The following is a 23,002-nucleotide window of genomic DNA, read 5'->3' as shown; positions in this document are numbered from 1 at the left end:
TTTAATCTCTTAATGTGGTCAAATCCAAAGTGGGCTGGGGAAGACCTAGAGCATCCAAGGCATCGAAATGTGCGTCCTCCAATACAAATCCCCATTGTTGGAAAAAATCCTTTAGATTATTCCCCGAAACTTCTGAGGCCTTCAGCATAAAATAGGCCATCTTTTCTTCATTTCCGGCCAATACAGCACGCTCTTCCCTTGTATTTTTATGCAGGTTCTTAAAAAAATCATCGCCGTATTGCAACCACAATTGTTGATATAATGCCAATCGAACAAAAAGACCTACATTTCCGTTGTAGTCCCTCTGTTCCAGCGGTAAATTAAAATAATCGTCTACCGATGCCCACACATTATCACGCTGTAATCTTGATTCATGGCCAAAATGTCTTTCCGCGGCAAGGGAATAGATATTAACGGTAACCTCAACTACCTGATCCCATGTAAGATTACCCAGTTGGTGTTGGTGTCCCAATTCATGCCAAGGTCCCCAGCCATCATTTTTGAGTTTATTAATGTCCAAGACAAAATCTATAGCAGCATCTTGATTGTAAAAAGTCCTGTACCATGTCGCTGCCATCCAAAACTCCGGATCATCCGATTCGGTGAGTAAATAGCGGTTTCGATTGGGTACATGCACGGGAGCTGAGGCGTCCAATCCATCAATATCTGCATGAATTTCCGCAATCTTGTCGATTGCTTCCACAAGGGCCATCCAGTCCTGGTTTTTGTATTTCTTCATATTGGCCACACTGGCCACAACTATACTTTTATTTCCAAATAGTTGGGCGTCTTGGCAATCATCGCATGAGTCCAACATATCGACAAAAACCGTATTCGTCGTTTCCCCTAATTTGAAAAAAGGGATTTTTTTCCCGCCTGTAATGGTAATCATGGCTTTGGAATCGGGAACATCTCCCACATACCGGATATATACCAATCTTGATTTGGTTGAATTATTGACAATGGAATTGGCACCGGCAGCCAACTGCATCTCTTGGGGGTTCCAAAACTCAACATATCTTGAATAGGTTCCCAGCACAACACTAGGTAAGGTACTTCCATCCACGAGTTCGACCTGTAATTGCAATTGCTCATTGGGGTCGACCGAAATACCCACTGGAACAAAATCTGCTATGGGTTGGTTAGTTCCCAATCTGTCCATTTCCATGGTCCCATGAAATTCTTCGTCCACCTCCAAAATGGTGACAATAGGTTCTTCCAATGGCATTTCAACTTCCTCGGTAATATCACCGCTGTCTGATTTATTGCAACCAAACAAAAATAACATCCCAATTAGGTAACCCATTAACAATCTCATACTTGCTTTTTATGTTTTAGTGCCTATTTGCCAATCCATGATTAAAAAAAAGGCGATCGACAAATTTCAAAACAGACTTTTTATTGGTGCATTTTCGCTGTCAAATAAATAATAATGTCCAAAAGGGATGAATTTAACTATTAACATTGCGTTATTCGATTCTTTTTGAAGCTTTTTGTGCTAAATTTGGCCCTACTTAAAATCAATCTAAATAAAAAAAGTGATTACTGTCGCAGAATTGGGCCTTGGACAGAAAGGTATCATCAAGGAATTTTCAGATTCCATACTTCCCATTAAACTTTTGGAGCTGGGTTGTTTGCCCGGCAATACCGTTGAAGTGGTCCAAGTGGCACCCTTGAACGATCCCATATACATTAATGTAAACGGCAGTCATATTGCAATACGAAGGTCCCTTGCCATGCAGATTGAAATTGATATCCAAGAAGATCCCACCTCCAAATGAGCAAGAGCATTAACGTTGCACTTATTGGCAATCCCAACACCGGAAAGACCTCGGTTTTTAACCAACTAACGGGCCTAAAGCAAAAAGTGGGGAACTATCCCGGTATCACTGTGGAAAAAAAACAGGGCAGCTGTAAGCTTCCCGATGGTTCCAAAGCCACTATTTTAGACCTGCCCGGAACCTACAGTCTCAACACCACTTCCTTGGATGAGAGTGTGGTGGTGGAGCTTCTCCTTAACAAGAACAATAAGGATTTTCCCGATGTGGCCGTAGTGATCAGCGATGTAGAGAACCTTAAAAGGAACCTACTTCTTTTTACCCAAATAAAAGACCTTCGAATTCCTACAATACTGGTCATCAACATGGCAGACCGTATGTCCAGAAAAGGGATTTCACTAGATATTGAGGGCATGGAACGGCAATTGGATACCAAAATAGCCTTGGTAAGTACTAGAAAAGGAAGCGGTATCGACCAAATCAAATCACTTATTGCAGATTATGGGTCCCTTTCCAACAGTCCAAATCTTGATACTTCCCGAATTGCTCCTGAGTATTTTGACCGATTGCAGAAGGCTTTTCCCGATGAAGATCTATACAAGCTTTGGATGGTGATCACCCAAGATGTAAACTTCATGCCTATTGAAAAAAAGCGGATAAAGGACGCTACCTCCTTTACCACTAAATCCAAGGAAGAGCTTAAAAAATTGCAGCATAGGGAAACCGTGCTCCGATACCAGTTCATCAATAGCGCCCTTAAGGAAACCTATAAGGTGGATCTAAATGCGGCCAAAGGCCTACGGGCTTCCCTGGACAAAATTTTGACCCACAAAGTCTTTGGTTATCTTATCTTCTTTGCCATTTTGTTATTGATTTTCCAGGCCATCTTTGATTGGAGCACTTATCCCATGGATTTTATCGATGAGCAATTTGCCGCTGCGGGGGAATGGATCAAAAATACGCTTCCGCCTGGGGTCTTCACCGATTTATTGGCAGAGGGAATTCTGGCCGGGATTGGGGGTATTGTCATTTTTATACCCCAGATCGCTTTTCTTTTCCTGTTTATTTCCTTGCTGGAAGAATCTGGCTACATGAGCCGGGTTGTGTTTTTAATGGATAGGCTTATGCGACCCTTTGGACTTAGTGGTAAAAGTGTGGTCCCATTGATTTCTGGTACCGCATGCGCCATCCCCGCCGTTATGGCTACCCGTACCATTGAAAATTGGAAAGAACGGCTGATTACCATTTTGGTTACACCCTTCACCACCTGTTCCGCACGCTTGCCCGTTTATCTGATTTTAATCGCATTGGTCATTCCGGAAGGTAGTATTTTGGGATTGAGCTATCAGGCTCTTACCCTTATGTTGTTGTACTTGCTTGGTTTTGGAATGGCAATTTTTTCGGCTTCCGTACTCAACAAAATCCTGAAAATCCGAAGCCGTTCCCTGTTTATGGTGGAGATGCCCACCTACCGTTTGCCCCTGATCAAAAATGTGGCCTATACGGTTCTCGAAAAAACAAAAAGTTTTGTTTTTGGGGCCGGAAAAATCATCTTGGCCATTTCCATAATTCTATGGTTTCTGGGTTCCAATGGTCATTCGCAAGATTTCAAAAATGCTGAGGAAATCGTCAACCAAAGAATTGATACCGAAGGCCTCAGTCCCTATAGTCAGAATTACATCCAAAATAACATCAATGCCCATATCACCAATATCAAGGGTGAAGCAACGGATGGATCAAGACTGCCTGACCCCAGGATCAGCGAAGATTCCTTAAAAGTGCTTACAGCCCAATTAATGGAGCGTGCCCGTAATCAGGAAATAGCCAGTTATAAATTGGAACACTCCTATATTGGGTATGCAGGAAAGGCCATTGAACCCATTGTAAAGCCCTTGGGCTACGATTGGAAAATTGGTATTGCAGTATTAACCTCTTTTGCTGCACGAGAAGTATTTGTTGGAACTCTTGCCACTATATATAGTGTGGGCAGTGATGAAGAGGAGACCATTAAAAATAGAATGGCCGCCGAACTCGATGAAACAGGAAAGCAGCCCTTGTTTAATTTAGCTTCCGGGATTTCACTGATGCTTTTCTACGCTTTCGCCATGCAGTGTATGAGTACCTTGGCCATTGTAAAGCGGGAGACCAATAGCTGGCGTTGGCCCATGATCCAACTAGCTTTCATGAGCGTTTTTGCGTATCTTGTTGCATTGACCGCCTTTCAAATCCTAAACTAGTGGATACCGTTCAGCACATATTGGTCTATGTTACCCTAGCCATCGCCGTTGGGTATTTGGCTTGGAAGTTTCTTTTGCCAAAATCCTTGGTGCCCAGCAAAAGGAAAGCCTCCAAATCTTGCGGACCGGACGATTGCGGGTGCAATTGATTACTTTTTCTTCTTTTTCCCTTATTTTTTTTTCAATAGGATGTAACCTTTTTTAATTTCCTGATTATATAGGTTAACTAAATCAGCTAAAAAACCTCTTTGGAAGCGCTTTCAGATGAAATACTGATGCAAAAGGTGGCGGAAGGCAATCTTGATTTACTCAAGGTTCTTTTTGACAGACATCACAAGTATGTGTACAATTATTTGTTCAAAATGACGAGGGACGCCATGCTGAGTGAGGATTTGACACAGGATGTTTTTTACAAGCTGATTCGGTACCGGGGATCCTATAAAGGGGGAGCTTTTGTTTCATGGTTGTTTAGCATTGCCCGAAACAATTTGAAGACCCACTTTACCCGAGATCACAAATTTCATGACCCCATAGAGGTGTTGGACTATAGGCAGGCGGACAATGAGCAGGACAAACAGGAAGAGTATTCCCAATTGCAAAATGCACTGGACAAGCTCAACGCCGAAGATAGGGAGCTGATCATCCTTAACAGGTACCAAGAAATCAGGTATGAGGAACTCGCCACTATTGTGGGAAGCACTCCCGGCGCCTTAAAGACCAGAGTAAGCAGAATATTAAAAAAACTCCGGGTAATTTATCTGGAGTCCAATTAGAAAATAATGGAGACAGACAAAAACAAACATGTTTCATCCCAGCTCTCAGCGTATCTGGATGGATTGCTGTCCGACAAGGACAAACAGCTGGTCGAAAACCATCTTGCTGGTTGCGAGACATGTCAAAAAGAATTGGAAGGGCTTAGGGAACTGTTCAAAGCTTTTGAGGAGGACCATGTCCCAGTTCCCTCGGACCGGCTAAGTACACAATTTGACCTAGCGTTGGAACGCGAAAAGTCTGCGCAAACCAAGGTGGTCCAACTTGAAAAAAGAACAGCCCCTTGGACCAAAAATCTGCTTAAAATAGCGGCGAGTGTTGCCTTATTGATCGCAACATTCCAAACAGGCAGGATAATGGAAATGGAAAAATCCAACGATGATGTGGCCATTCTAAGGGAAGAAAGCCTGCAGATAAAACAGACCGCCATGCTTTCCTTAATGGAAAACCAATCGGCCAGCAAGCGGATACAGGGGGTAAACTATATAGAGGAGTTTCCAAATCCGGATGAGACCATTGTAAAGGCCCTGGCCAATCGTTTGCTAAAGGATGAGAATGACATTGTTCGACTCCATGCATTTGAAGCCCTTGCTGGATTTGCTTCAACAGAAACCGTGAAATCTGTTTTTGTAAAGGCCCTGGAGAAAGAAAAAAACCCAAGTATCCAGGTGGGTATTATTCAGGCCTTGGTCAAAATACAGGAAAAGAAGGCAGTGGGTCCAATGCAAAAATTGTTGGAGCAGGAAGACACCCAACCCTTCGTAAAAAATGAAATCAAAATGGCTTTGCCAAAAATTATATAATAACCTAAGCTTCGCATTGTCGAAGCATCAAAAAGCGAAAATCATGAGAAAATTATCAATTTTAGTAGTAGCATTTGTGACCAGCACATTGGTCCAGGCCCAGGCCGATTATACCAAAGCCTTAACCGGTATTGAATGGGTAAAAATCGAATCCAAGGCCGACATTACCCTAAAAACCCAAACGTCCAACGAAATTAGGATCAAGGGAAGTAAAGACACCAAGGTCAACGAAAAAGCCAAGGGTCTCCGTTTGGTGGGCGAAGGAGGCTCGGACAATACAGAAGTAGGTTTTTATGTGGTTCAGGACGGGAATACATTGATCGTCAAAAACCTCAGAAGGTCCGAGGGAGCCATAATTTATCTTCCCAAAGGTCAGAACGTTTCCGTAAAAAGTACCTGGAACGGTCATATCAAAATAGACGGATTTTCCGGGGAGGTAGAGGCCGATGCCCAATTGAACGGCAGTATCGAAATCTCCAATGTGAACGGTCCGGTAACGGCAAATGCCCTCAATGGCGAAATCACCGTGGATTTTGCCACTGTGAAGCAAGGTTCGCCCATTTCCATTTACACCACCAACGACGATGTGGAGGTAATGCTTCCGGCCAACACTCCTGCAGATCTGCAACTCGGTACGGTAAACGGGGACATTTACACCAATTTTGAACTTAAGCGGGAAATGAAGGACGGACTTACCTCGATTTCAGACAGAAAGATCTCAGCCTCCATCAACAATGGGGGGGTAAAAATCTCCTTAAAATCCACCAACGGGAATATTTATCTCAGAAAACAGTAGACACCAAGTTTATTCATCTCAAAAAACGAAAATCATGAAAATAGTAATCACAATGCTGGTGGTGGGATTTGCGTGCCTGCCACTTAGCGCTCAAAAAGTCATCGAAAAAAACATTGCTTACTCCAATCAGGTCATCGATGTGGATGTAAAATTTGCCTCTGAAATTGAAGTGAAGACTTGGGATAAATCCACAGTTTATTTTAAGGCAACCCTTCGAACCAAGGATGGCAAGTATTTGGAACTCTACCAATTGAACGTGGACGAAGGCAATGGCTATATTGGGATAACTTCAGTGCCAGAACCCGTGTTTAAGGCCTTTCATGAGGAGTGGGAGAAAAACCGTCCCGAGGGATCCCACAGCTATTACCATACCCATGATCTGTACACTTTTGATTACATCCTCTATGTGCCCAAAAATGCAGACTTTACCGTCAGCAGCATCAATGGTCACCTTAAGGCAGATGTAATAGAGGGGGATTTCACCGCGGACCTCATCAACGGCAATATCGATATTACAAAGTACAAGGGGAATTTGGATTTAAAGACCATTAACGGCGAAATCGATTTGGTCATGCAAAACTCCAGATTAACAGCCGAGACCATCCACGGTCAAATTTATGCAGATGAAAAGTTGGAACTAAAGGTTACGGACCGATATGTGGGCCAAAAGGTGGAGGGGAGTTTTGACAATGCAACCCATCGCCTTAAGCTGAATACCATTAACGGAAATATGTACTTGCGGCTTTAGAAGATGAAACCATTTTATCTTTTTGCCTTGGCTGCTTTGTCCTTCGCAAGCTGTCAAAACGAGAAAGCTTCAACAGCAACCATAAACCAAAAGGAATCGGATTCCTTGGTGTTGGCACAAATGATATCACTTCGGGAGGAAGCGATGATCAAAAAGGATGCAGCCTTGGTCATGCCCCAGTTTTCAGAAAACGCCACTTGGATAAACTCACAAGGGTATTTTTTTGAGGGCAAAAAGGAATTGGAAAAGTTCCACCTCATGTTTACCAAAAATGATTCCTTGGACTATTATTATGAAATAGGGAAACCCAAAATTCGTTTTTTGGATAATAATAGTGCCCTTGCCTATTATTCTTGGAAAATGTTCTGGTTCAAAAAGGAGCATCCGGCCGATACAACCTTTAAGGAAATAGGATTGATGACCCTAAGTGCCCAAAAGCAAAATGAAAAATGGGAATGGGTGGCAGTTACCAATCAGCATACTCCTTGGTTTTACGATAGCATCGAGCCTGTAAGGATTGAGTAGTTGGCTACAGCATTGGAGCAATAAAAGAATAAAGCAAAAGGGCCCATCCCACTACCAACAGTAGGCCTCCCAAAGGGGTAATGGGTCCTAAAAAACGAAGCTTTCTTCCCTTGGCCGAACTTAGGCACAGCCCATATATGCTGAACGAGAACAACAGTGTTCCGTAAACAAAGCAATTCACGATGTAGGTATCCAAAGCTTGGTCAAAACCCAGATTAAACGCCAAAACCAACAATACAATGGCATGGAACATTTGGTAACGGACCCCTGTTTCAAAACTTTGAAGTAGTTCTTGGCTCAATTTCTTTTTAAGGGCGTGGGCACCAAATGCGCCCAAGATAACCGCCAAAAATCCGTAAAATGCACCCATAAACTGGGCTAAGAGTATGGTTTCCATATTATTTTGTGAATCTAATGTTTACTTGGGTGTCCCCGTTTACCTTAAAACAGCAATCCCGATACGACGGAGGGCCAAAGGTTTTCATCTTTGCTTTGGAAAAAGCCACCTTTTCCGTGGGGATGCCCAACCAGTTCTTGTCCAATTTATCGTTGCCATTGGCATCGTGAAAAATCGCCAGGGCATACTCACCATGGGGCACATCTTCCAAAAGTACGGTAATGCTTCCTTTTTTGGCCGGAACGCTTTTGGACTGAATCACCCCCTCGAATTTTAAAAACGTTTTTTCCGAACTATAAACCGCCAAATTTATATTCCCTTTCCCGGACGGTATGTTCTCCACATGCACATGTATCCTGTGCTGGGAAAACAGCGTCATGGATATGAAAAGTATACTAAACTGGACAATTCTCATGAAAAAGGATTGGGTGAAACGCAAAATCAATTTGCTTTGGCCGAAAAGTTACTTATTTGCTGTTGCAAACTATTGTAAAATTCCAGCGTTTGAAGACTATCCTTAAAATTGATGAACAACTTTAACGAATCGTGGTGGACCACCTTGATCTTTTGTTGGGCCAAATCGTCCACGAAAAAGTGAACCTTGGTTTGGGAGATGGAGTCCACAAAAACCCCTTTTTCGGCCACCATCCATGAAAAGCCATTGGAGCGTTCCAATTCAGGTAATTTTTGCACCAGTTTAATGCTGTCAATCTCCGTCAATGGGATTTTCTGATAATAAATTCCAGATAGGACCTTAAGTTCCCCTTCCTCTATTTTATGCCAGTTTTTATAATGGGCCAAAAAGGCAAAAAAACAAACTACCAAGGTTAGGACAATCAACACATTCCAAAGCCAATGCCGTTTCCTCTTACTCATTTTTATTTGCTGTTCTATACTTATCAAACCATGCCACCGTATGCGCAATCTTGGTGATCAAATTGCTGGGCCTATTGGCAATGCCATGGCTCGCGCCAGGAATCTCCACTAGAACGGTTTCAATCTTTCTCAGTTTTAGGGCATGGTAGAGTTGCTTGGCTTCGCTGGGTGGAGTACGTAAATCGTTCATGCCCACCATTACCATGGTTGGGGTCTCTATATTACCAACGAGCGAAATGGGTGAAAATTTCCAATACCCTTCAAAATTTTCCCAAGGTTGACCTGGGTATCGGTGCTCAGCGTAATAAAAATAATTATCGGCCACCAAAGTCTTACTGATCCAATTCATTACAGGTTTGGCCACAACGGCAGCCTCAAATCGGTTGTTTTTTCCAATCATCCAGGCGCTCATGATGCCTCCTGCGCTTCCGCCGGTCACAAAAAGTTGGTCTTCATGGGCAATGCCCATTTTAATGCAATGGTCCACCCCGTCCATAACATCGTTGTAATCCTCTCCGGGATAGTTGTTGTAAAGCAAGTTTCCAAATTCCTCCCCATAACTGGTACTTCCACGAGGATTGGGATAAAAAACCACATATCCGGCAGCGGCATACAATTGCATTTCGGTAGAAAACCGGTCGCCATAATTAAGGATGGGACCCCCGTGGTTTTCAACCATAAACGGATATTTTTTGCCGGCATCATAGTTAGGTGGAAAGACTACCCATCCTTGAATATCCCTGCCATCTACAGAAGATTTGTACCAAACCTCCTCCACTTTTCCCAACTCCCGATAATTTAGGAGCGCCCGGTTCAAGGCAGTTATTTTAATCGGATTCTTGGATTTTGGCTTAATGACTGCAAGCTCTGCTGGATAATCGGTCCGGGATTGGGTATACACAATGGTCCCGTTTTGTGAACTGCTAAAAGATCCGCTCGGATAGGGTCTTCCCAAAGTCGTTCCGCCTACGTTATCCGCAATTTTTGAAACATTTCCAGACAGTGAAACAAACCCAACTTTCCCATTTCCTTTATCATCATATTGAAAATAAAGTCCATCACCCTTAGTATTCCACCGAATGTTCGATAGGGTTCTGTCCAAGGCTCCCGAAATAACTTTTTTATCCGTTCCATCGACATTCATAAGGTGTAACTTTCGTACTTGATAGGCTTGTACTTTGTGTTCAAATCCGAGGTACGCTATGCGTTTCCCATCCGGAGAAACTTTGGGTTCATAATCCGGCCCATTCCTATCGGTCAAGCCCACAATATCCCCACTTTGTACATCTACGGAATAAATCTCGCTGTTTCTAAAACGATACTCCCAGTCCTCTACCCTATTGCCAGAGAAGAAAATTTTTCGCCCGTCCTTGGCCCAAGAAAGCGTCCCTCTGTGATGCCAATCCCCAGAAGTTATCTGTCGTGCAGCTCCCCCTTCCGCCGGCAAAACGAAAATGTGGTTGAAACCAGGTTTGATATATCCCCTACCGTCAGCTTCGTGATAAACGCGATCCGTAATCCTAGGTTCTTCGGCCCATTTGGCACCCTTTGGTTTTTTGGGAATCTTGGCAATAACAGGTGGCTTTTTTTGCACGTTCATGGAAAATGCGATCTGCCGTCCGTCCGGGGACCAGGTTAAGGAACTTGGGCTAAACGGTAACTGGGTAAGTCTGGCCACCTTCCCACTCGACACCCAATACATATAAATTTCCGAACCTTCGGGCGTACTTGCTGAAAAAACAATTCGGTTCCCGGATGGGGACCATCTGGGATTGCTCTCGTTGATTTCATTCGAGGTCAACTTTTGGTGCTGGCTTCCATCTGCCTTGACCATCCATAGATTGCCCTTGGAACCATCCTTCATGATATCATATCCCATTCGGCGATACACCACCCACTCACCATTCGGAGAAATCTGTGGGTCGGACGCATATTGAAGATCAAATACATCGAGATAAGAAAATTTTTGTTTTTGTGCGTAGGTACAGTGAAGTGTTCCAATACAAAACAGGAACAAAAAAAGCTGCTTCATTATTTTCAAAATTTGTAGCTTTAAAGGTAGCGAAAAAGAAGTGGTCGAAATCATCCACTTTTCCCTAGTTTTTTAAGCTGTTCCCACAACCAACCTCGCGGAACCTGTTTTAAGCTTTACATTTTGGGTATGTCAATAAAGTTCTTGATTTTGGGTTCCGTCAAAGCGTGGCACGATGGGTTCAACAGCGCCGCCCTGGGTGTTGCCGTGCTTGTTGGGGAATACTATATCATTGCCAAGGGCTATGGATTTATAAAACGTAGAGTTGAACAAATTGCGGCCAACCGCGGAATTCATTGTTGGGTGGTTTTGCAACAAACACAAACCATCGTCTTTAAAAACCCAAAAGGAGTTTCTAGGAGCGAGAAAACAAAATTGGAGATGGTCCTCTTTTTCCACATACTGGCTTTGATCCTGGCAAGTGTGCTTTGGCTGGGAATTGTAGCCGGGTTGGGCATGTTGCTATTTCACATAAACGGATAAAAGAATACCTTTAATCGCATCAACCCAAAGTCGTGACGCTACAATTATCCTTCATTCAACTTGTTACTATTTGTGCCGTGGTGAATGGATTTGTGTTCAGTTTTTTGATCTTGGGCAAAAAGGAAAACCGTTTTGCCAATCGGTTTCTTGCATTGACCATTATTTGCATGTGCTTGACCTTTACCCCCTACATGCTAGACCCTTCCATTTGGCATTCGCACAGATGGCTGGCGTGGTTGCCTTTTTCCCTTTCCTATTGGATTGGTCCTTCGTTTTACTTTTATGTAAAAACCCTTACCCAACCCCAAGCGCGTTTTACCAACAAGCAACTTTGGCATTTTAGCCCAATTGTGCTCAATTATTTGCATAGCATCTACCATCTGATTTACTCCGGTAACCATCACCCCTACCATTGGTTCCATTATACGGCCGAATTGTTTGAATCCATGGCCATACTATCCATTCTTTTTTACATGATGTTATCGTTGACCATCATTAAAAACTATCAGCGAAACCTTTTGGAAAATGTATCCAACCTGAATAAAATTGATTTGGCGTGGGCCAAACGAATCATTGTTGTGATCGTAACCTCCTTTGGGATTATTCTTGTTTTTTTGGCGATAGTAAGTGGTGTTCGGGGCATGGTGTTTCTGGATAGATGGAACGAGTTTAGAAACGCTGTCCTATTGTTGTACGCCTGTGTGTTGTATTGGTTGGGTATTCATGGCTACCTACAAACACAAACCCTGCAATTATTACCAGTCTTTAATACAGCTCAGGAATTACCCACGGAGGAATCTACCAGGGTGATTCAACAATTGGAGGAAGTTATGAGGGAAGAGAAATTATTCAAAAATCCAGAATTGAGTTTAACGGAGCTTAGTCGTAATGTTGGTATTCCAGAACGTACAATTTCGGAGGCTATCAACAGTAAACCCAACAATAATTTCTTTCAATTCATTAACGGGTATCGGGTGAAAGAAGTCCAGGAAAAACTTCGCGACCCCAAAAATTCCCATCTTAAGATTATGAGTCTGGCCTACGATTCCGGTTTCAATTCCAAAGCCAGTTTTAATAGGATTTTTAAAACTACTACCGGGATGACACCCAAGGAATACAAAATGAAAGATTCGTCATAAAAACGGGTTTTGATACCTCAAAACAGAACTTGAGACTTCTGTAAAGAGGCTGCTTTTTACTTTGAGTGGAAAACTCAATCAAAATGCAGAAAACTATCCTTGTTACTTTCGCTTTTATTTTATGTAGTACCACCTATTCCCAATCCATCAAAGATCTTGACTTTCTAATTGGCAGTTGGAATATTGAGGAAACCATTCTTCCTGGAACCGATAGGGCCTATCAGGAAATTGGAACCCGGACTTGTGAATACTATCTCAATGGGCAATTCATACGGTGCGAATCTGAAACAACCATTCAGAAAACAGGCCGAAAAAGATATTACTCCTACATCATCAATTACGATAAAAAGGAAGGTTGTTTTAGGGCCACCAACTTTGCCCATGATTTTCCGTTGCACGGACAATTTAAATGGTTTTTGGACCAAGAAAACGAACGCATCATTGCCATTACTCCCAAAAATGTAATTGAAGATCGCTTTTTTAGGGCAACTATTTCTTACGCTAATAGGGATAAATTGGTTTGGGATGGCTGGGCCAGTGTCTTTGAAAAAGACAAGGACTGGATCCAAATATTTAACGATGTTGCTACACGGGTTAAATGATAAGTGCCATGCCTAAATATTTACTCTTACCGTTTCTATTTTTCATCCTAGGTTGTCAAGACCAAAAAATGGACGTTCAAGAAGAACCCTTCTCGAACTACTTAAATTATGGGAACTACAGCGTGGGTTTCAAGACTTTGTTCACCAACGATGTTTCCCGTCCAAGGGTTCCTTTTTCGGATTGGAGTGGAAAATTGTACCCCAGCCAAGATGCTGCTCCAGGCAGAAAATTGCCCTTGCATATTTGGTACCCATCAGACGAAAAAGCTCCGTTACTTCCCTTTAGTCATTTTGTGGATTTGATAACTCCACACACCGAAAGTGCCATGGGAATGGATTCGGATTCACTTTCCCGGGAAATTTATAAATACCAAGCTGACGAACTAAAAGGGGAAAAAGGAATGACAGATAGCGACCTGGATACCTTGTTGCAATTAACCACGTTTTCAGCTTTGGAAACGAAAAGTGCTCCAGGTATTTTCCCATTGATCATTGTTCCCAACGGTAGTAGCCCAGCCAATCAAAGCGTGCTGTGCGAATACCTGGCCAGCCACGGTTACATCGTTGCCGGGGTTTCCCTAAAGGGTGAGTTTGCCCATGTGGTGGATGCGTCTGCAAGAGGGCTGGAATCCAGTGTGGATGATCTGCAGTTTGCTCTTGGAGAGTTGCTCCAATTGCCCAACGTCAATACCAAGCAAATCGCCCTCGTAGGAAACGCAATTGAGTCCTCGTTTTGTGCCGCGCTCGCTTCCCGGAACAAGAAAATCAAAGCGCTGGTAAGTTTGGAAGGCGGGTTTTTGAGTGAATACGAACAGCGAATCTTAAACGAGACCGTATTTTATGAACCACAAAGTGTTTCCCTTCCCATATTGGCCATTTATGCGCCCCACCCCAATATTTCTCCTAATAATATTTACAGCCTTGATTTTAGTAATCGTTATTTTGCACGGTTGCCAGAAATGAGTGAATTCCATTTCCTCAACTATGGCCTTTTTGACGCCTATGTTCCCAATATCATTGGTGAACCTAGAGGAGATTTGGAAGCTGGGTTTACAGCTGGAGCAGAGCTGATCCTTGCATTTTTGGATACCAAACTCAAGAATAAGAGCTATAATTTTCAGCAATATTATGACAAGACCCCTTCGGATAAACTGGGGAAATCCATAGATACTTTATATGTTCTAGAGGGGCATGAACCCCCGCCCAATATGAGTCAGCTAAAGAACCTGTTTGTGACCCAAGGATTTGGTGCCATTGATAGCATTTACAAGTACCATGTGGCTGCCGGGAACACAAAACCATTTTCCCAGACTTTCTATAACGATTATAAGAATTGGCTGGCGTACAAAAAGGATCCCGATTATAAATATAGAATTCGTTTGTATGCAATGGCGGTGGAGAGTTATCCCAACTCGGCCTTGAACCATTACCGGCTAGGTTATTACCTTGATCAAAATGATTCTTTGGTGAAATCCAACCATCACTATAGAATGGCTTCGGGGTTATTGGACGATGATACCACCTTATCCCCATCCCTACGAACAGCATTGCAACAAGCTCTGGAAGAAGTTCTGAACTGACCTACACCTTTGGAAAACCATCAAAGCCAGTTCCTTGTTATCTTTGATAACAACAAAACATCCCGGATGGATTTTTCCAATAAAAATGTATTGATTACCGGTGCTTCCCGTGGTATCGGAAAAGCCACTGCCCAGGCCTTTGCGGAAAAAGGCGCTAAGGTAGGTCTCAATTATCGCAGCAATGAGCAAGCGGCCCAAATGACACTGATGGAGTTGGCCGGTGAAGGCCACCATCTTTTGCGACAGGACATCAGTGAAAAAACAGGACCACAAGAACTCATCACAAATTTTGTGGACCATTTTGGATCTTTGGATATTTTGGTAAACAATGCGGGAATTTCCATTTTCCACGATATAGAGGAAGTGGATTTTGACCATTGGACCAACGCCTGGGTAGACACCTTTAAGACCAATCTGTTTGCGGTATCCAATCTTTGCTATTGGGGCGCCAAAGCGATGATGGAAACGGGTGGTGGAAAGATTGTAAACGTTTCCTCTAGAGGTGCGTTTAGAGGTGAGCCTACCAAACCCGCCTATGGTGCCAGCAAGGCTGCATTGAATTCCATGAGTCAGTCCTTAGCCAAAAAATTGGCTAAACACCATATCCATATTGGCGTAGTAGCGCCAGGATTTACCGAAACGGAAATGGCCGCTGAAACCTTGACTCCGGTTGAAAGGGACCATTTATTGCGGGAATCACCATTTCAGCGCATGGCACAACCCAAAGAAGTGGCCCATGCCATTTTGTTTTTGGCTTCCGAAGGTGCTGGATATTCATCCGGGACCATCATTGATGTGAACGGGGCATCTTATCTAAGGAGTTAATATGAAAGCGTCCACCATTGCCCAACTTAAAAAAGAACTCCAACATCGTTCCCCAGATGAGCTTTTGAATTTATGTCTTCGATTAGGTCGATTCAAAAAAGAGAACAAAGAACTGCTTACTTACTTGCTTTTTGAAGCCGATCATGAGGATGGATATATTGAGTCCGTCAAAGCCGAGGTGGATGAAATGTTTGAGGAAATCAATACCAATAGTTTTTACTACATCAAAAAAAGTGTTCGGAAAATTCTTCGCACCATCAAAAAATATGTTCGGTATTCAGGAAACAAAGAAACCGAAGTTGAGCTGTTATTGTATTTCTGTCAAAAGCTGAAATCTTTTCGGCCCTCCATTAAAAACAACATTGCGTTGCGCAATTTATACGATCGGCAAATAACCTTTGTTGAAAAGAAAATTGTTGCCCTGCATGAAGATCTTCAATACGATTTCAACCAAATTCTTGACGAATTAAGGTAGTTGGAGGCAACCTTTACACCCCCTTCCCACGTCTTCTTCCATAGAACCTTAATCAAAAGAAATGGGAGTCAATCAAAAAACGGCCCGCTTAGCCGGACTTATTTACTTTTTAATTGCCATTACGGGCATATTTAGTCTAATGTATGTTCCGTCGCAACTCCTAGTTTGGGACAATCCGGCAGAAACCATTGAAAACCTTAAATCTTCGGAATTTTTATTCCGCTTGGAAATTTTAGGTGAACTACTTTGTTACCTGTTTTTTGTGATATTGCCATTAGTATTATACAAACTGTTCAAGGATATCAATAAAAATGTAGCGGTCCTCATGGTCGTCTTGGTCCTTATGAGTGTCCCCATTTCCATGGGCAGTGTGGTGCACAAATTTGATGTGCTGTCCCTTTTGGGCGAAGCCGGATTCTTGGATGTGTACAATACAGCTCAAATTGAGACCCAGGTCATGCAGGCTTTTCAATCGTATTTTAAAGGCATTCTGATATCCCAAATTTTCTGGGGTCTTTGGCTCTTCCCCTTTGGTTACCTGGTCTTTAAATCTGGCTTTCTTCCCAAAATTTTGGGCCTGTTTCTGATGGTAGGGAGTGTTGGGTACTTTATTGACTTCATGGGCAGAGTCCTTTGCCCTGATTACAATTCGCTTTGGATTTCGGATTATATCACCATCCCCGCCAGTATTGGGGAATTGGGTACTTGTTTGTGGTTGTTGATCATGGGCATAAAAATTTCACCCACTGAACCACAAAATGCGACAGGGTCTTAATATAGGTTTGCTTTAGTAATGATGGGCGGAACTAAAACTTCAGAGCTGCTTTTTGGTCAAAATCAGAAGCGGAAATGGGGTTTCCATTGATATGTGCAGTGTCCCAATCTTGAGTGATCTTCCAATGGCCGTTTATTCTTTTCAGCACGATGTGAAATTGACCATAACTATAGTTGGTTTCTCCATCTTTTGAGATAAACCCGATTCGATAGAACCCTACTTCATAAGAAGTTGTTTTATTGGTATGACGACTATCGAACCAAAAATCCAAAGTAATGGAAACACCTTCGACCTTGTTGGTTTTGAATCGTTCCAAGTTTTTGGACTTAAAAACATTTTCAGTATCGATTCCTTGGGGAGTAACCCGAAGTACTTCTTCGGCGTAAATGGCATTCAGTGCCTCCCCGTCCAGGGTTTCAAAAGCATTTTTAAAAGGTTTCCAAACGGTTTGGTCTATTTCATTCTGAATGTGTTCAATCCCATTTTGGGAATAACTCAAATAGGTCAGGCAAAAGGTGAGCACAAAAAGTAATGATCGCATAGTTTTTAATTTTGGTTACTGTGCTTTATCCTAGGCCCACATCCAGCATCATCATAATGATAAATCCACCGATAAAACCCAATGTGGCGATATCGGTGTATTTGTCTCTTTGCGTTTCCGGTATCACCTCTTCCACTACTACAAAAATCATGGCTCCTGCAGCAAAAGACAATGCATAGGGCAAAATAGGCTCAAAAGTAAGAACGGCCCAAGCTCCCAACACCGCAGCTATAGGCTCCACAATGGCAGACGCTTGTCCATAAACCCAACTTTTCCATCGGCTTAATCCTTGTCTTCGTAAGGGCATTGCAACCGCAAAACCTTCTGGAAAATTCTGAAGTCCAATCCCCAAGGCCAATGCGACCGCACCTCCAATGGTGGCCCCGTCAAAGCCCGCCGCTACACCGCCAAACAGCACCCCTACTGCGAGACCTTCAGGAATGTTGTGCAAGGTAATGGCAAGGGTCAATAAAGTGGTTCGGTGCCAAGGCGTTTTCACCCCTTCGGCCTCACTTTCCTTAAAATTGATATGCAAGTGGGGCAGTACTTTGTCCAATCCAAAAATAAATGCGGCTCCCAATAAAAATCCGACAGCAGCCGGAATGACTTTGACAAAGCCCTCGCCTTCACTCATTTCTATTCCGGGTGCCAATAAACTCCAAAAACTGGCAGCTACCATAACTCCGCCGGTAAAGCCCAACATGCCGTCCAAAACGGCACGGTTCATTCCCTTGAACAAAAAGACCAAAGCGGCTCCGGCTGCGGTTAATCCCCAAGTAAATACGGTGGCATAAAAAGCAGCCAATATGGGGTCTATACTTTCAAAATATTGAATTACTTCTTCCATTAATCGTTCAGTTTAACATAAAGATTAGATGCTATTTGATGGGAAATATGGAGTTCTTTCCCATCCATTTGAATGTGCAGGGACTGATCAAACTCTTCCTTATCCAGGATTCGGATGGTGTTTCCCAAAGCGATGTTGTTCTTGTCCAGAAATTTTAAAAAAGTGGGGGAAGTGTCCTTTACCCCAACACAAACCCCATCGGTGTGGATTGGGACATCACTTAATAATTGCTTATCCCGAATCATGAACTTTCCATCCTTGCTGGGGATGGGATCTCCATGGGGATCGAATTTTGGGAAATCCAACAGCTCGTCAATCTTATCAATCAGCTTTTCACTTTTAATGTGTTCCAACTGCTCTGCCACCTCATGCACCTCATCCCAGGAAAAATCCAATTTCTTTACCAAAAAGACCTCCCATAATCGGTGCTTTCTGATGATGGAAAGGGCTGTTTTAACCCCAATGTCCGTCAAGGACACCCCTTGGTACTTTTTGTAATGCACCAATCCTTTTTCTGCCAATTTCTTGGCCATATCGGTAACCGATGAAGGTTTGGTTTCCATCTGCTCCGCTATCGCATTCGTAGCAATGGGTACGGAATCGCTTCCTCCCAAATGAAAGATAGTCTTGATGTAATTTTCCTCTGATCGGGTCATCAAAAAATTAATTTTTCCAAAAATACATTTTTATTTACAAAAACAAATTTTTAGTTTTGTCTAAATTTAATTTTACCCAAATTGAAAAACACCTCTAACGTATTCATTTTCTTCGTTGTAGGGATTCTAGGATTCAGCTCTATGCTGGCCCAAGGAACCCTAACGGGCACCCTATCCGAAAATGGTCATCCTATTGCCTATGCCAATGTCCTATTAAAGGGCACCCAAATGGGTACAGCAACTGATATTGATGGACATTATGAGCTTCCGAATATCGAGCCCGGACAATACACCCTTATAGCCTCTTCCATAGGTTATCTTGCCCAAAGGAGGTCTATTTTAATTGGAAATGGCGAGATAAAAACCTTGGACATTGAGTTGGAAGCTTCGGCCGAAAGTCTGGAGGAAACCGTGGTTACAGGAACCTTAAAACCTGTCAGCAGATTGGAAAGTGCAGTGCCTGTTGAAGTGTATACCCCAACATTCCTTAAAAAGAATCCAACTCCCAATATATTTGAAGCCCTTCAAAATGTAAACGGGGTACGCCCCCAAATCAACTGCAATGTTTGCAACACGGGGGATATCCATATCAACGGCTTGGAAGGCCCATATACCTTAGTGTTGATTGATGGTATGCCCATCGTCAGCGGCCTAGGAACCGTGTACGGGCTATCGGGAATTCCAAACTCCTTAATAGAACAAATTGAAATTGTAAAAGGCCCCGCTTCTACCCTATATGGTAGTGAAGCAGTAGGTGGGTTGATCAATGTTATTACCAAACATGCCCCCAATGCGCCAGAGTTTTTTGCGGATGCTTATCTCACAGGTTGGGGCGAATATAATCTGGATGTGGGCTCCAAAATTGAAGTGGGCCAAAACACCGACCTGCTCCTAGGGGTCAACTATTTTAATTTTGATGAGGTTGTGGACAACAATGGGGACAATTTTACCGATCTCACCCTTCAAGATAGAATATCTGTATTCCAGAAATGGAATTTTAAGCGCAAGGATTCCAAATTATTTTCGTTGGCCGGAAGGTTCTTTTACGAAGACCGATGGGGCGGTGAACTACAATGGACTCCAGAGTTTCGAGGAGGGGATGAAATTTATGGGGAAAGTATCTATACCCGTAGATGGGAGGTTTTGGGCAAATATCAACTGCCGATAGATGAAAAAGTAATGTTGTCGGTTTCCTATAATGATCATAACCAAAATTCCGTGTATGGGGATGTGAGCTATTTGGCCGATCAGCGTATTGGTTTTGGACAGTTGACTTGGGACAAAACCGCAGGAAAGCATGATCTGTTGTTTGGGAGTGCGGTTCGTTACAATTATTACGATGACAATACTCCGGCAACGGTTAGAAAGGACGAAGTTTGGATTCCCAGTTTGTTTGTACAGGATGAATTTAATTTTGCCGAAAAGCACTCCTTTTTAGGGGGTTTGCGCTATGACTATGATCAACGACATGGCAATATTTTTACGCCAAGAGCGGCCTACAAATGGAAAATTTCGGACAATGATATTTTCAGGGTAAATGCCGGAACCGGGTTCCGGGTGGTGAACCTTTTTACGGAAGAGCATGCGGCCTTAACGGGTTCCCGGGATGTGGTCATTACCGAAGAATTGAAACCGGAACGTTCCATTAACGTCAACCTTAACTATTTGAAGAAAATTTATGCGGACAATGGCACCTTTGTAGGTATTGATGTTTCCGCCTTCTATACCCATTTTTCCAATATTATCATTCCGGATTACGACACCAATCCCAACCAGATTATCTACGATAACTTGGATGGAAAATCCGTTTCGCAAGGGGTAAGTGCCAATGTAGATTTGGTTCTGCCCAATGGGCTTAAATTTTTGGTAGGAGCCACTTGGCAAGATGTAAGCAATACCGAAAACGGGGTGACCCAACAGCAAATTTTAACCGAGAGCTTTACGGGTACCTGGAATGTCTCCTACACTTTTAGGAATTTGGACTTGACCGTGGACTATACTGGAAACTTATACGGCCCCATGCGATTGCCATTGTTAGGCGATTTGGATCCGAGGTCGCCCGAATCTCCTACCTGGAGCATCCAAAACATCCAATTTACCTATAAAGGTTTGGACAAATTTGAATTCTACGGAGGAGTCAAAAACCTATTGGATTGGACACCAAACCGCGGTAACCCCTTTATCATAGCCCGTGCAGATGACCCTTTTGACAGAAACGTACAGTTTGACCCACAAGGGAATGTAGTGGCCACTGCGGACAACCCTTATGCACTAACTTTTGATCCCAGCTACGTGTATGGCCCCAACCAAGGTATTCGCGGGTTCTTTGGGTTGCGGTATACGGTTTTTTAGACTTTTTGCTTTTGTTATATTAGCTACATAATGGTAATATTTTCATCATTAAAACTAATAGCCGATTGGAAAAATGAATATAAATGTAGGAGTCTATAAAGTTGAATTAAGAACTGATGAAACCTATTCTGAGTCTTCTTCAGATAACATGAATCTTTACGATAAGGTTCATTTTGAGACATCCGAACACAAATTTTCAACCAAAATTGGCCTGAAAGTATTTAAAAACAACAGGTTGATTAATTCGGCCATAATTGGTTCAATTGGTGGTGGAACTGGAATCCACAGGAATTCTCAAATAATTGAAAATGATAGAATGGTTATATGTTGCTCAGATTCAATTTTTTGCTTATCAATTCCTGACTTAGAATTGATATGGAAAACACAGGCTGATCAAGCTACATGTTTTGAGATTTATAAGTACAATAACAGTTATATTATTCACGGAGAATTGGAAATCACCAGAGTTGATTCTGATGGAAATATAATGTGGAAGAGAAGTGGATTAGACATTTTCACAACTCCCACAGGAGTAAATGACTTTGAAATCACTGAAAAATATATTCTTGCAACTGATTGGGGAAACCGTACTTATAAATTTGATTTCGACGGAACACTCGTTAAATAAATAAACCAACTATACACTCAAGCTGAGGATTATGTTTGGTTCATTCTTTTGTGCTAAACCCAAAAAGCTCGGAAATACTTACCCCCAACCCATCCGCTATCCTAATCAAGGTAAGTAGACGTGGATTTGTTTTTCCATTTTCAATCATATAAAGCTGGGTTCGGCCAATACCACAATCAAAAGCAAAGGCCTTTTGGTCAATATCTTGTTCTTCCCTCAATTTTCTAATTCGAAGGCCTAATTCAACCAAATATTTTTCACTTTTTGTGTTCACTATACCGAATATCCAGAAATAAACTATATCTTGTGTTCGTTATAACGAACACAAAAATGAATCCAACCAGAAAACTTAAGATCCACACCAAATTCCGTCGCCGTACTTGGGATCATACCACCGTTCCTGAAATCCGCTTGGAAGGAAAGTGGTTGGAGGAACTCGGTTTTGAGCAAGGCAAGACCGTTAAGGTCATTCAGGAAAACAAGGTTTTGGTTGTTGTTCTGGAAGAATAAATAGAATTCCATTCCCACCATTAACCACTCCATTCCCTAAAGAAAATTTCTATATTTATGGCCTACAGCCTCCCAAAACATTAATGGTATCACAATTTGTGATACCTAAAAACCAAACTATGGAAATTGTAAAAGGAGGTAACGAAATTGCCAATGCCATAATTCAGTTAAGAGGTGAACGGGTTATATTGGATGTTCATCTTTCAGGCTTATATGAAGTTGAAACCCGGATATTAAAACAACAGGTAAGACGAAATCTTGACCGTTTCCCTGAGGATTTTATGTTTCTGCTTAACGATTCCGAAATTGATCTTGTCATATCACAAAATGTAATCCCCAACAAAAAGGTACTTGGTGGGGCAAGACCCATGGCGTTTACCGAACAGGGTGTTGCCATGCTCTCCAGTGTGCTCCGAAGTAAAAATGCCATTCAGGTGAACATTGCAATCATGCGAACCTTTGTTCATGTCAGGCGCCTTTTGGAAACCAACAAAGAACTATCAAGGAAAATAAATGAATTGGAAGACAAATATGACGAACAATTCAAACTGGTGTTTGAGACCATAAAACGTTTGGTCAATCAACCAAACGAACCTCGAACACAAATTGGCTATAAAAAGTGACTA

General features: G+C 42.5%; 27 protein-coding genes. 18 read left to right on the top strand and 9 right to left on the bottom strand.

From position 1 onward, the window contains the following. Window position 1: 1 nt before the first annotated feature. Window positions 2-1,306, bottom strand: coding sequence for a M60 family metallopeptidase (locus M3P07_RS10460; RefSeq protein ID WP_249969858.1), 1,305 nt, complete (start codon window positions 1,304-1,306; stop codon window positions 2-4). Window positions 1,307-1,538: 232 nt separating this feature from the next. Here M3P07_RS10460 and M3P07_RS10455 point away from each other — a divergent pair, with 232 nt between their 5' ends. The 7 genes from M3P07_RS10455 (at window position 1,539) to M3P07_RS10425 (ending at window position 7,658) form a co-directional block, all read left to right on the top strand. Continuing rightward, window positions 1,539-1,781: a FeoA family protein gene (locus M3P07_RS10455; protein WP_249969857.1), complete on the top strand. Its 243-nt coding sequence runs from the start codon at window positions 1,539-1,541 to the stop codon at window positions 1,779-1,781. Continuing rightward, window positions 1,778-4,015: a ferrous iron transport protein B gene (gene feoB / locus M3P07_RS10450; protein WP_249969856.1), complete on the top strand. Its 2,238-nt coding sequence runs from the start codon at window positions 1,778-1,780 to the stop codon at window positions 4,013-4,015. Before M3P07_RS10455 ends, feoB begins: the two co-directional genes overlap by 4 nt. Window positions 4,016-4,263: 248 nt before the next feature. Beyond that, window positions 4,264-4,788: an RNA polymerase sigma factor gene (locus M3P07_RS10445; protein ID WP_249969855.1), complete on the top strand. Its 525-nt coding sequence runs from the start codon at window positions 4,264-4,266 to the stop codon at window positions 4,786-4,788. 6 nt (window positions 4,789-4,794) lie between these two features. Continuing rightward, window positions 4,795-5,589 (top strand): HEAT repeat domain-containing protein, encoded by a 795-nt coding sequence (locus tag M3P07_RS10440; RefSeq protein ID WP_249969854.1) that lies wholly within the window; start codon window positions 4,795-4,797, stop codon window positions 5,587-5,589. A gap of 43 nt (window positions 5,590-5,632) precedes the next feature. Next, the gene (locus M3P07_RS10435) at window positions 5,633-6,385 is read left to right on the top strand and encodes a DUF4097 family beta strand repeat-containing protein (protein WP_249969853.1); all 753 of its coding nucleotides are present in this window, start codon (window positions 5,633-5,635) and stop codon (window positions 6,383-6,385) included. A gap of 34 nt (window positions 6,386-6,419) precedes the next feature. Beyond that, window positions 6,420-7,133 carry a DUF4097 family beta strand repeat-containing protein gene (locus tag M3P07_RS10430; RefSeq protein ID WP_249969852.1) on the top strand — a complete coding sequence of 238 codons (714 nt, stop codon included), beginning with the start codon at window positions 6,420-6,422 and terminating at the stop codon, window positions 7,131-7,133. A 3-nt stretch (window positions 7,134-7,136) separates the two neighbouring features. Next, a complete protein-coding gene (locus M3P07_RS10425) occupies window positions 7,137-7,658 on the top strand; it encodes a nuclear transport factor 2 family protein (protein ID WP_249969851.1) in 522 nt (173 codons plus the stop codon). Between the two features lie 4 nt (window positions 7,659-7,662). On the opposite strand, the gene M3P07_RS10420 is transcribed toward M3P07_RS10425, so the two are convergent. From M3P07_RS10420 to M3P07_RS10405, 4 genes are read right to left on the bottom strand one after another with little or no spacing between them, the layout of a single operon-like run. After that, window positions 7,663-8,055 carry a DUF423 domain-containing protein gene (locus M3P07_RS10420; protein WP_249969850.1) on the bottom strand — a complete coding sequence of 131 codons (393 nt, stop codon included), beginning with the start codon at window positions 8,053-8,055 and terminating at the stop codon, window positions 7,663-7,665. 1 nt (window position 8,056) lies between these two features. Continuing rightward, complete coding sequence (locus tag M3P07_RS10415; protein ID WP_249969849.1) at window positions 8,057-8,470, bottom strand: DUF2141 domain-containing protein; 414 nt, start codon at window positions 8,468-8,470, stop codon at window positions 8,057-8,059. Between the two features lie 26 nt (window positions 8,471-8,496). Then, complete coding sequence (locus M3P07_RS10410) at window positions 8,497-8,931, bottom strand: hypothetical protein (protein WP_249969848.1); 435 nt, start codon at window positions 8,929-8,931, stop codon at window positions 8,497-8,499. Then, a complete protein-coding gene (locus tag M3P07_RS10405) occupies window positions 8,924-10,963 on the bottom strand; it encodes a S9 family peptidase (protein WP_249969847.1) in 2,040 nt (679 codons plus the stop codon). The genes M3P07_RS10410 and M3P07_RS10405 overlap by 8 nt, the downstream gene beginning before the upstream one ends. A 129-nt stretch (window positions 10,964-11,092) precedes the next feature. Between M3P07_RS10405 and M3P07_RS10400 the strand changes: the two genes are divergently transcribed. The 7 genes from M3P07_RS10400 to M3P07_RS10370 all read left to right on the top strand — a co-directional run bounded on the left by M3P07_RS10400 (window position 11,093) and on the right by M3P07_RS10370 (window position 16,842). Continuing rightward, entirely contained in the window at window positions 11,093-11,446 is a 354-nt protein-coding gene (locus tag M3P07_RS10400) for a hypothetical protein (protein ID WP_249969846.1), read from the top strand. Window positions 11,447-11,478: 32 nt separating this feature from the next. After that, window positions 11,479-12,585 carry a helix-turn-helix domain-containing protein gene (locus tag M3P07_RS17835; protein ID WP_249969845.1) on the top strand — a complete coding sequence of 369 codons (1,107 nt, stop codon included), beginning with the start codon at window positions 11,479-11,481 and terminating at the stop codon, window positions 12,583-12,585. Between the two features lie 83 nt (window positions 12,586-12,668). Further along, complete coding sequence (locus M3P07_RS10390; protein WP_249969844.1) at window positions 12,669-13,187, top strand: hypothetical protein; 519 nt, start codon at window positions 12,669-12,671, stop codon at window positions 13,185-13,187. A 68-nt stretch (window positions 13,188-13,255) separates the two neighbouring features. Continuing rightward, the gene (locus M3P07_RS10385; protein ID WP_249969843.1) at window positions 13,256-14,767 is read left to right on the top strand and encodes an acyl-CoA thioester hydrolase/BAAT C-terminal domain-containing protein; all 1,512 of its coding nucleotides are present in this window, start codon (window positions 13,256-13,258) and stop codon (window positions 14,765-14,767) included. 66 nt (window positions 14,768-14,833) lie between these two features. Next, entirely contained in the window at window positions 14,834-15,592 is a 759-nt protein-coding gene (locus tag M3P07_RS10380; protein ID WP_249969842.1) for an SDR family NAD(P)-dependent oxidoreductase, read from the top strand. Window position 15,593: 1 nt separating this feature from the next. Continuing rightward, a complete protein-coding gene (locus M3P07_RS10375) occupies window positions 15,594-16,067 on the top strand; it encodes a hypothetical protein (RefSeq protein ID WP_249969841.1) in 474 nt (157 codons plus the stop codon). Window positions 16,068-16,128: 61 nt separating this feature from the next. Continuing rightward, window positions 16,129-16,842, top strand: coding sequence for a DUF4386 domain-containing protein (locus M3P07_RS10370; RefSeq protein WP_249969840.1), 714 nt, complete (start codon window positions 16,129-16,131; stop codon window positions 16,840-16,842). Between the two features lie 31 nt (window positions 16,843-16,873). Here the strand turns inward: M3P07_RS10370 and M3P07_RS10365 are convergent, their stop codons facing one another. Genes M3P07_RS10365 through M3P07_RS10355 form a run of 3 tightly spaced genes read right to left on the bottom strand, consistent with a single transcriptional unit; the run spans window position 16,874 to window position 18,886 of the window. Beyond that, window positions 16,874-17,383, bottom strand: a complete 510-nt coding sequence (locus tag M3P07_RS10365) for a nuclear transport factor 2 family protein (RefSeq protein ID WP_249969839.1) — start codon at window positions 17,381-17,383, stop codon at window positions 16,874-16,876. 25 nt (window positions 17,384-17,408) lie between these two features. Continuing rightward, on the bottom strand, window positions 17,409-18,230 hold the full coding sequence (locus M3P07_RS10360) for a ZIP family metal transporter (protein WP_249969838.1): 822 nt from the start codon (window positions 18,228-18,230) through the stop codon (window positions 17,409-17,411). Next, a complete protein-coding gene (locus M3P07_RS10355; RefSeq protein ID WP_249969837.1) occupies window positions 18,230-18,886 on the bottom strand; it encodes a metal-dependent transcriptional regulator in 657 nt (218 codons plus the stop codon). The genes M3P07_RS10360 and M3P07_RS10355 overlap by 1 nt, the downstream gene beginning before the upstream one ends. 141 nt (window positions 18,887-19,027) lie before the next feature. On the opposite strand from M3P07_RS10355, the gene M3P07_RS10350 reads away from it, so the two are divergent. Then, window positions 19,028-21,238 carry a TonB-dependent receptor gene (locus M3P07_RS10350; RefSeq protein ID WP_249970285.1) on the top strand — a complete coding sequence of 737 codons (2,211 nt, stop codon included), beginning with the start codon at window positions 19,028-19,030 and terminating at the stop codon, window positions 21,236-21,238. Window positions 21,239-21,311: 73 nt separating this feature from the next. Next, entirely contained in the window at window positions 21,312-21,866 is a 555-nt protein-coding gene (locus M3P07_RS10345) for a hypothetical protein (protein ID WP_249969836.1), read from the top strand. Between the two features lie 40 nt (window positions 21,867-21,906). Here the strand turns inward: M3P07_RS10345 and M3P07_RS10340 are convergent, their stop codons facing one another. Further along, window positions 21,907-22,140 carry a helix-turn-helix domain-containing protein gene (locus M3P07_RS10340; RefSeq protein ID WP_249969835.1) on the bottom strand — a complete coding sequence of 78 codons (234 nt, stop codon included), beginning with the start codon at window positions 22,138-22,140 and terminating at the stop codon, window positions 21,907-21,909. Window positions 22,141-22,196: 56 nt separating this feature from the next. Here M3P07_RS10340 and M3P07_RS10335 point away from each other — a divergent pair, with 56 nt between their 5' ends. Further along, window positions 22,197-22,376 carry a SymE family type I addiction module toxin gene (locus M3P07_RS10335; RefSeq protein ID WP_249969834.1) on the top strand — a complete coding sequence of 60 codons (180 nt, stop codon included), beginning with the start codon at window positions 22,197-22,199 and terminating at the stop codon, window positions 22,374-22,376. Window positions 22,377-22,495: 119 nt separating this feature from the next. Then, a complete protein-coding gene (locus M3P07_RS10330) occupies window positions 22,496-22,999 on the top strand; it encodes an ORF6N domain-containing protein (protein ID WP_249969833.1) in 504 nt (167 codons plus the stop codon). Window positions 23,000-23,002: the final 3 nt, after the last annotated feature.

Source organism: Flagellimonas myxillae, assembly GCF_023502235.1.
In the GTDB taxonomy this organism is placed as follows: domain Bacteria; phylum Bacteroidota; class Bacteroidia; order Flavobacteriales; family Flavobacteriaceae; genus Flagellimonas; species Flagellimonas myxillae.
The sequence above is the reverse complement of the archived record's forward strand: the minus strand, read 5'-3'. Positions and strand labels throughout refer to the sequence as shown.

Bases quoted from the DNA above. Each gene is read 5' to 3' on its own strand.
- M3P07_RS10430 (WP_249969852.1), top strand. From the start codon at position 6,420: ATGAAAATAGTAATCACAATGCTGGTGGTGGGATTTGCGTGCCTGCCA.
- M3P07_RS10435 (WP_249969853.1), top strand. From the start codon at position 5,633: ATGAGAAAATTATCAATTTTAGTAGTAGCATTTGTGACCAGCACATTG.
- M3P07_RS10355 (WP_249969837.1), bottom strand. From the start codon at position 18,886: ATGACCCGATCAGAGGAAAATTACATCAAGACTATCTTTCATTTGGGA.
- M3P07_RS10420 (WP_249969850.1), bottom strand. From the start codon at position 8,055: ATGGAAACCATACTCTTAGCCCAGTTTATGGGTGCATTTTACGGATTT.
- feoB (WP_249969856.1), top strand. From the start codon at position 1,778: ATGAGCAAGAGCATTAACGTTGCACTTATTGGCAATCCCAACACCGGA.
- M3P07_RS10460 (WP_249969858.1), bottom strand. From the start codon at position 1,306: ATGGGTTACCTAATTGGGATGTTATTTTTGTTTGGTTGCAATAAATCA.
- M3P07_RS10400 (WP_249969846.1), top strand. From the start codon at position 11,093: ATGTCAATAAAGTTCTTGATTTTGGGTTCCGTCAAAGCGTGGCACGAT.
- M3P07_RS10415 (WP_249969849.1), bottom strand. From the start codon at position 8,470: ATGAGAATTGTCCAGTTTAGTATACTTTTCATATCCATGACGCTGTTT.
- M3P07_RS10365 (WP_249969839.1), bottom strand. From the start codon at position 17,383: ATGCGATCATTACTTTTTGTGCTCACCTTTTGCCTGACCTATTTGAGT.
- M3P07_RS10385 (WP_249969843.1), top strand. From the start codon at position 13,256: ATGGACGTTCAAGAAGAACCCTTCTCGAACTACTTAAATTATGGGAAC.
- M3P07_RS10330 (WP_249969833.1), top strand. From the start codon at position 22,496: ATGGAAATTGTAAAAGGAGGTAACGAAATTGCCAATGCCATAATTCAG.
- M3P07_RS10390 (WP_249969844.1), top strand. From the start codon at position 12,669: ATGCAGAAAACTATCCTTGTTACTTTCGCTTTTATTTTATGTAGTACC.
- M3P07_RS10410 (WP_249969848.1), bottom strand. From the start codon at position 8,931: ATGAGTAAGAGGAAACGGCATTGGCTTTGGAATGTGTTGATTGTCCTA.
- M3P07_RS10425 (WP_249969851.1), top strand. From the start codon at position 7,137: ATGAAACCATTTTATCTTTTTGCCTTGGCTGCTTTGTCCTTCGCAAGC.
- M3P07_RS10360 (WP_249969838.1), bottom strand. From the start codon at position 18,230: ATGGAAGAAGTAATTCAATATTTTGAAAGTATAGACCCCATATTGGCT.
- M3P07_RS10375 (WP_249969841.1), top strand. From the start codon at position 15,594: ATGAAAGCGTCCACCATTGCCCAACTTAAAAAAGAACTCCAACATCGT.
- M3P07_RS10350 (WP_249970285.1), top strand. From the start codon at position 19,028: ATGCTGGCCCAAGGAACCCTAACGGGCACCCTATCCGAAAATGGTCAT.
- M3P07_RS10380 (WP_249969842.1), top strand. From the start codon at position 14,834: ATGGATTTTTCCAATAAAAATGTATTGATTACCGGTGCTTCCCGTGGT.
- M3P07_RS10440 (WP_249969854.1), top strand. From the start codon at position 4,795: ATGGAGACAGACAAAAACAAACATGTTTCATCCCAGCTCTCAGCGTAT.
- M3P07_RS10405 (WP_249969847.1), bottom strand. From the start codon at position 10,963: ATGAAGCAGCTTTTTTTGTTCCTGTTTTGTATTGGAACACTTCACTGT.
- M3P07_RS10335 (WP_249969834.1), top strand. From the start codon at position 22,197: ATGAATCCAACCAGAAAACTTAAGATCCACACCAAATTCCGTCGCCGT.
- M3P07_RS10370 (WP_249969840.1), top strand. From the start codon at position 16,129: ATGGGAGTCAATCAAAAAACGGCCCGCTTAGCCGGACTTATTTACTTT.
- M3P07_RS10345 (WP_249969836.1), top strand. From the start codon at position 21,312: ATGAATATAAATGTAGGAGTCTATAAAGTTGAATTAAGAACTGATGAA.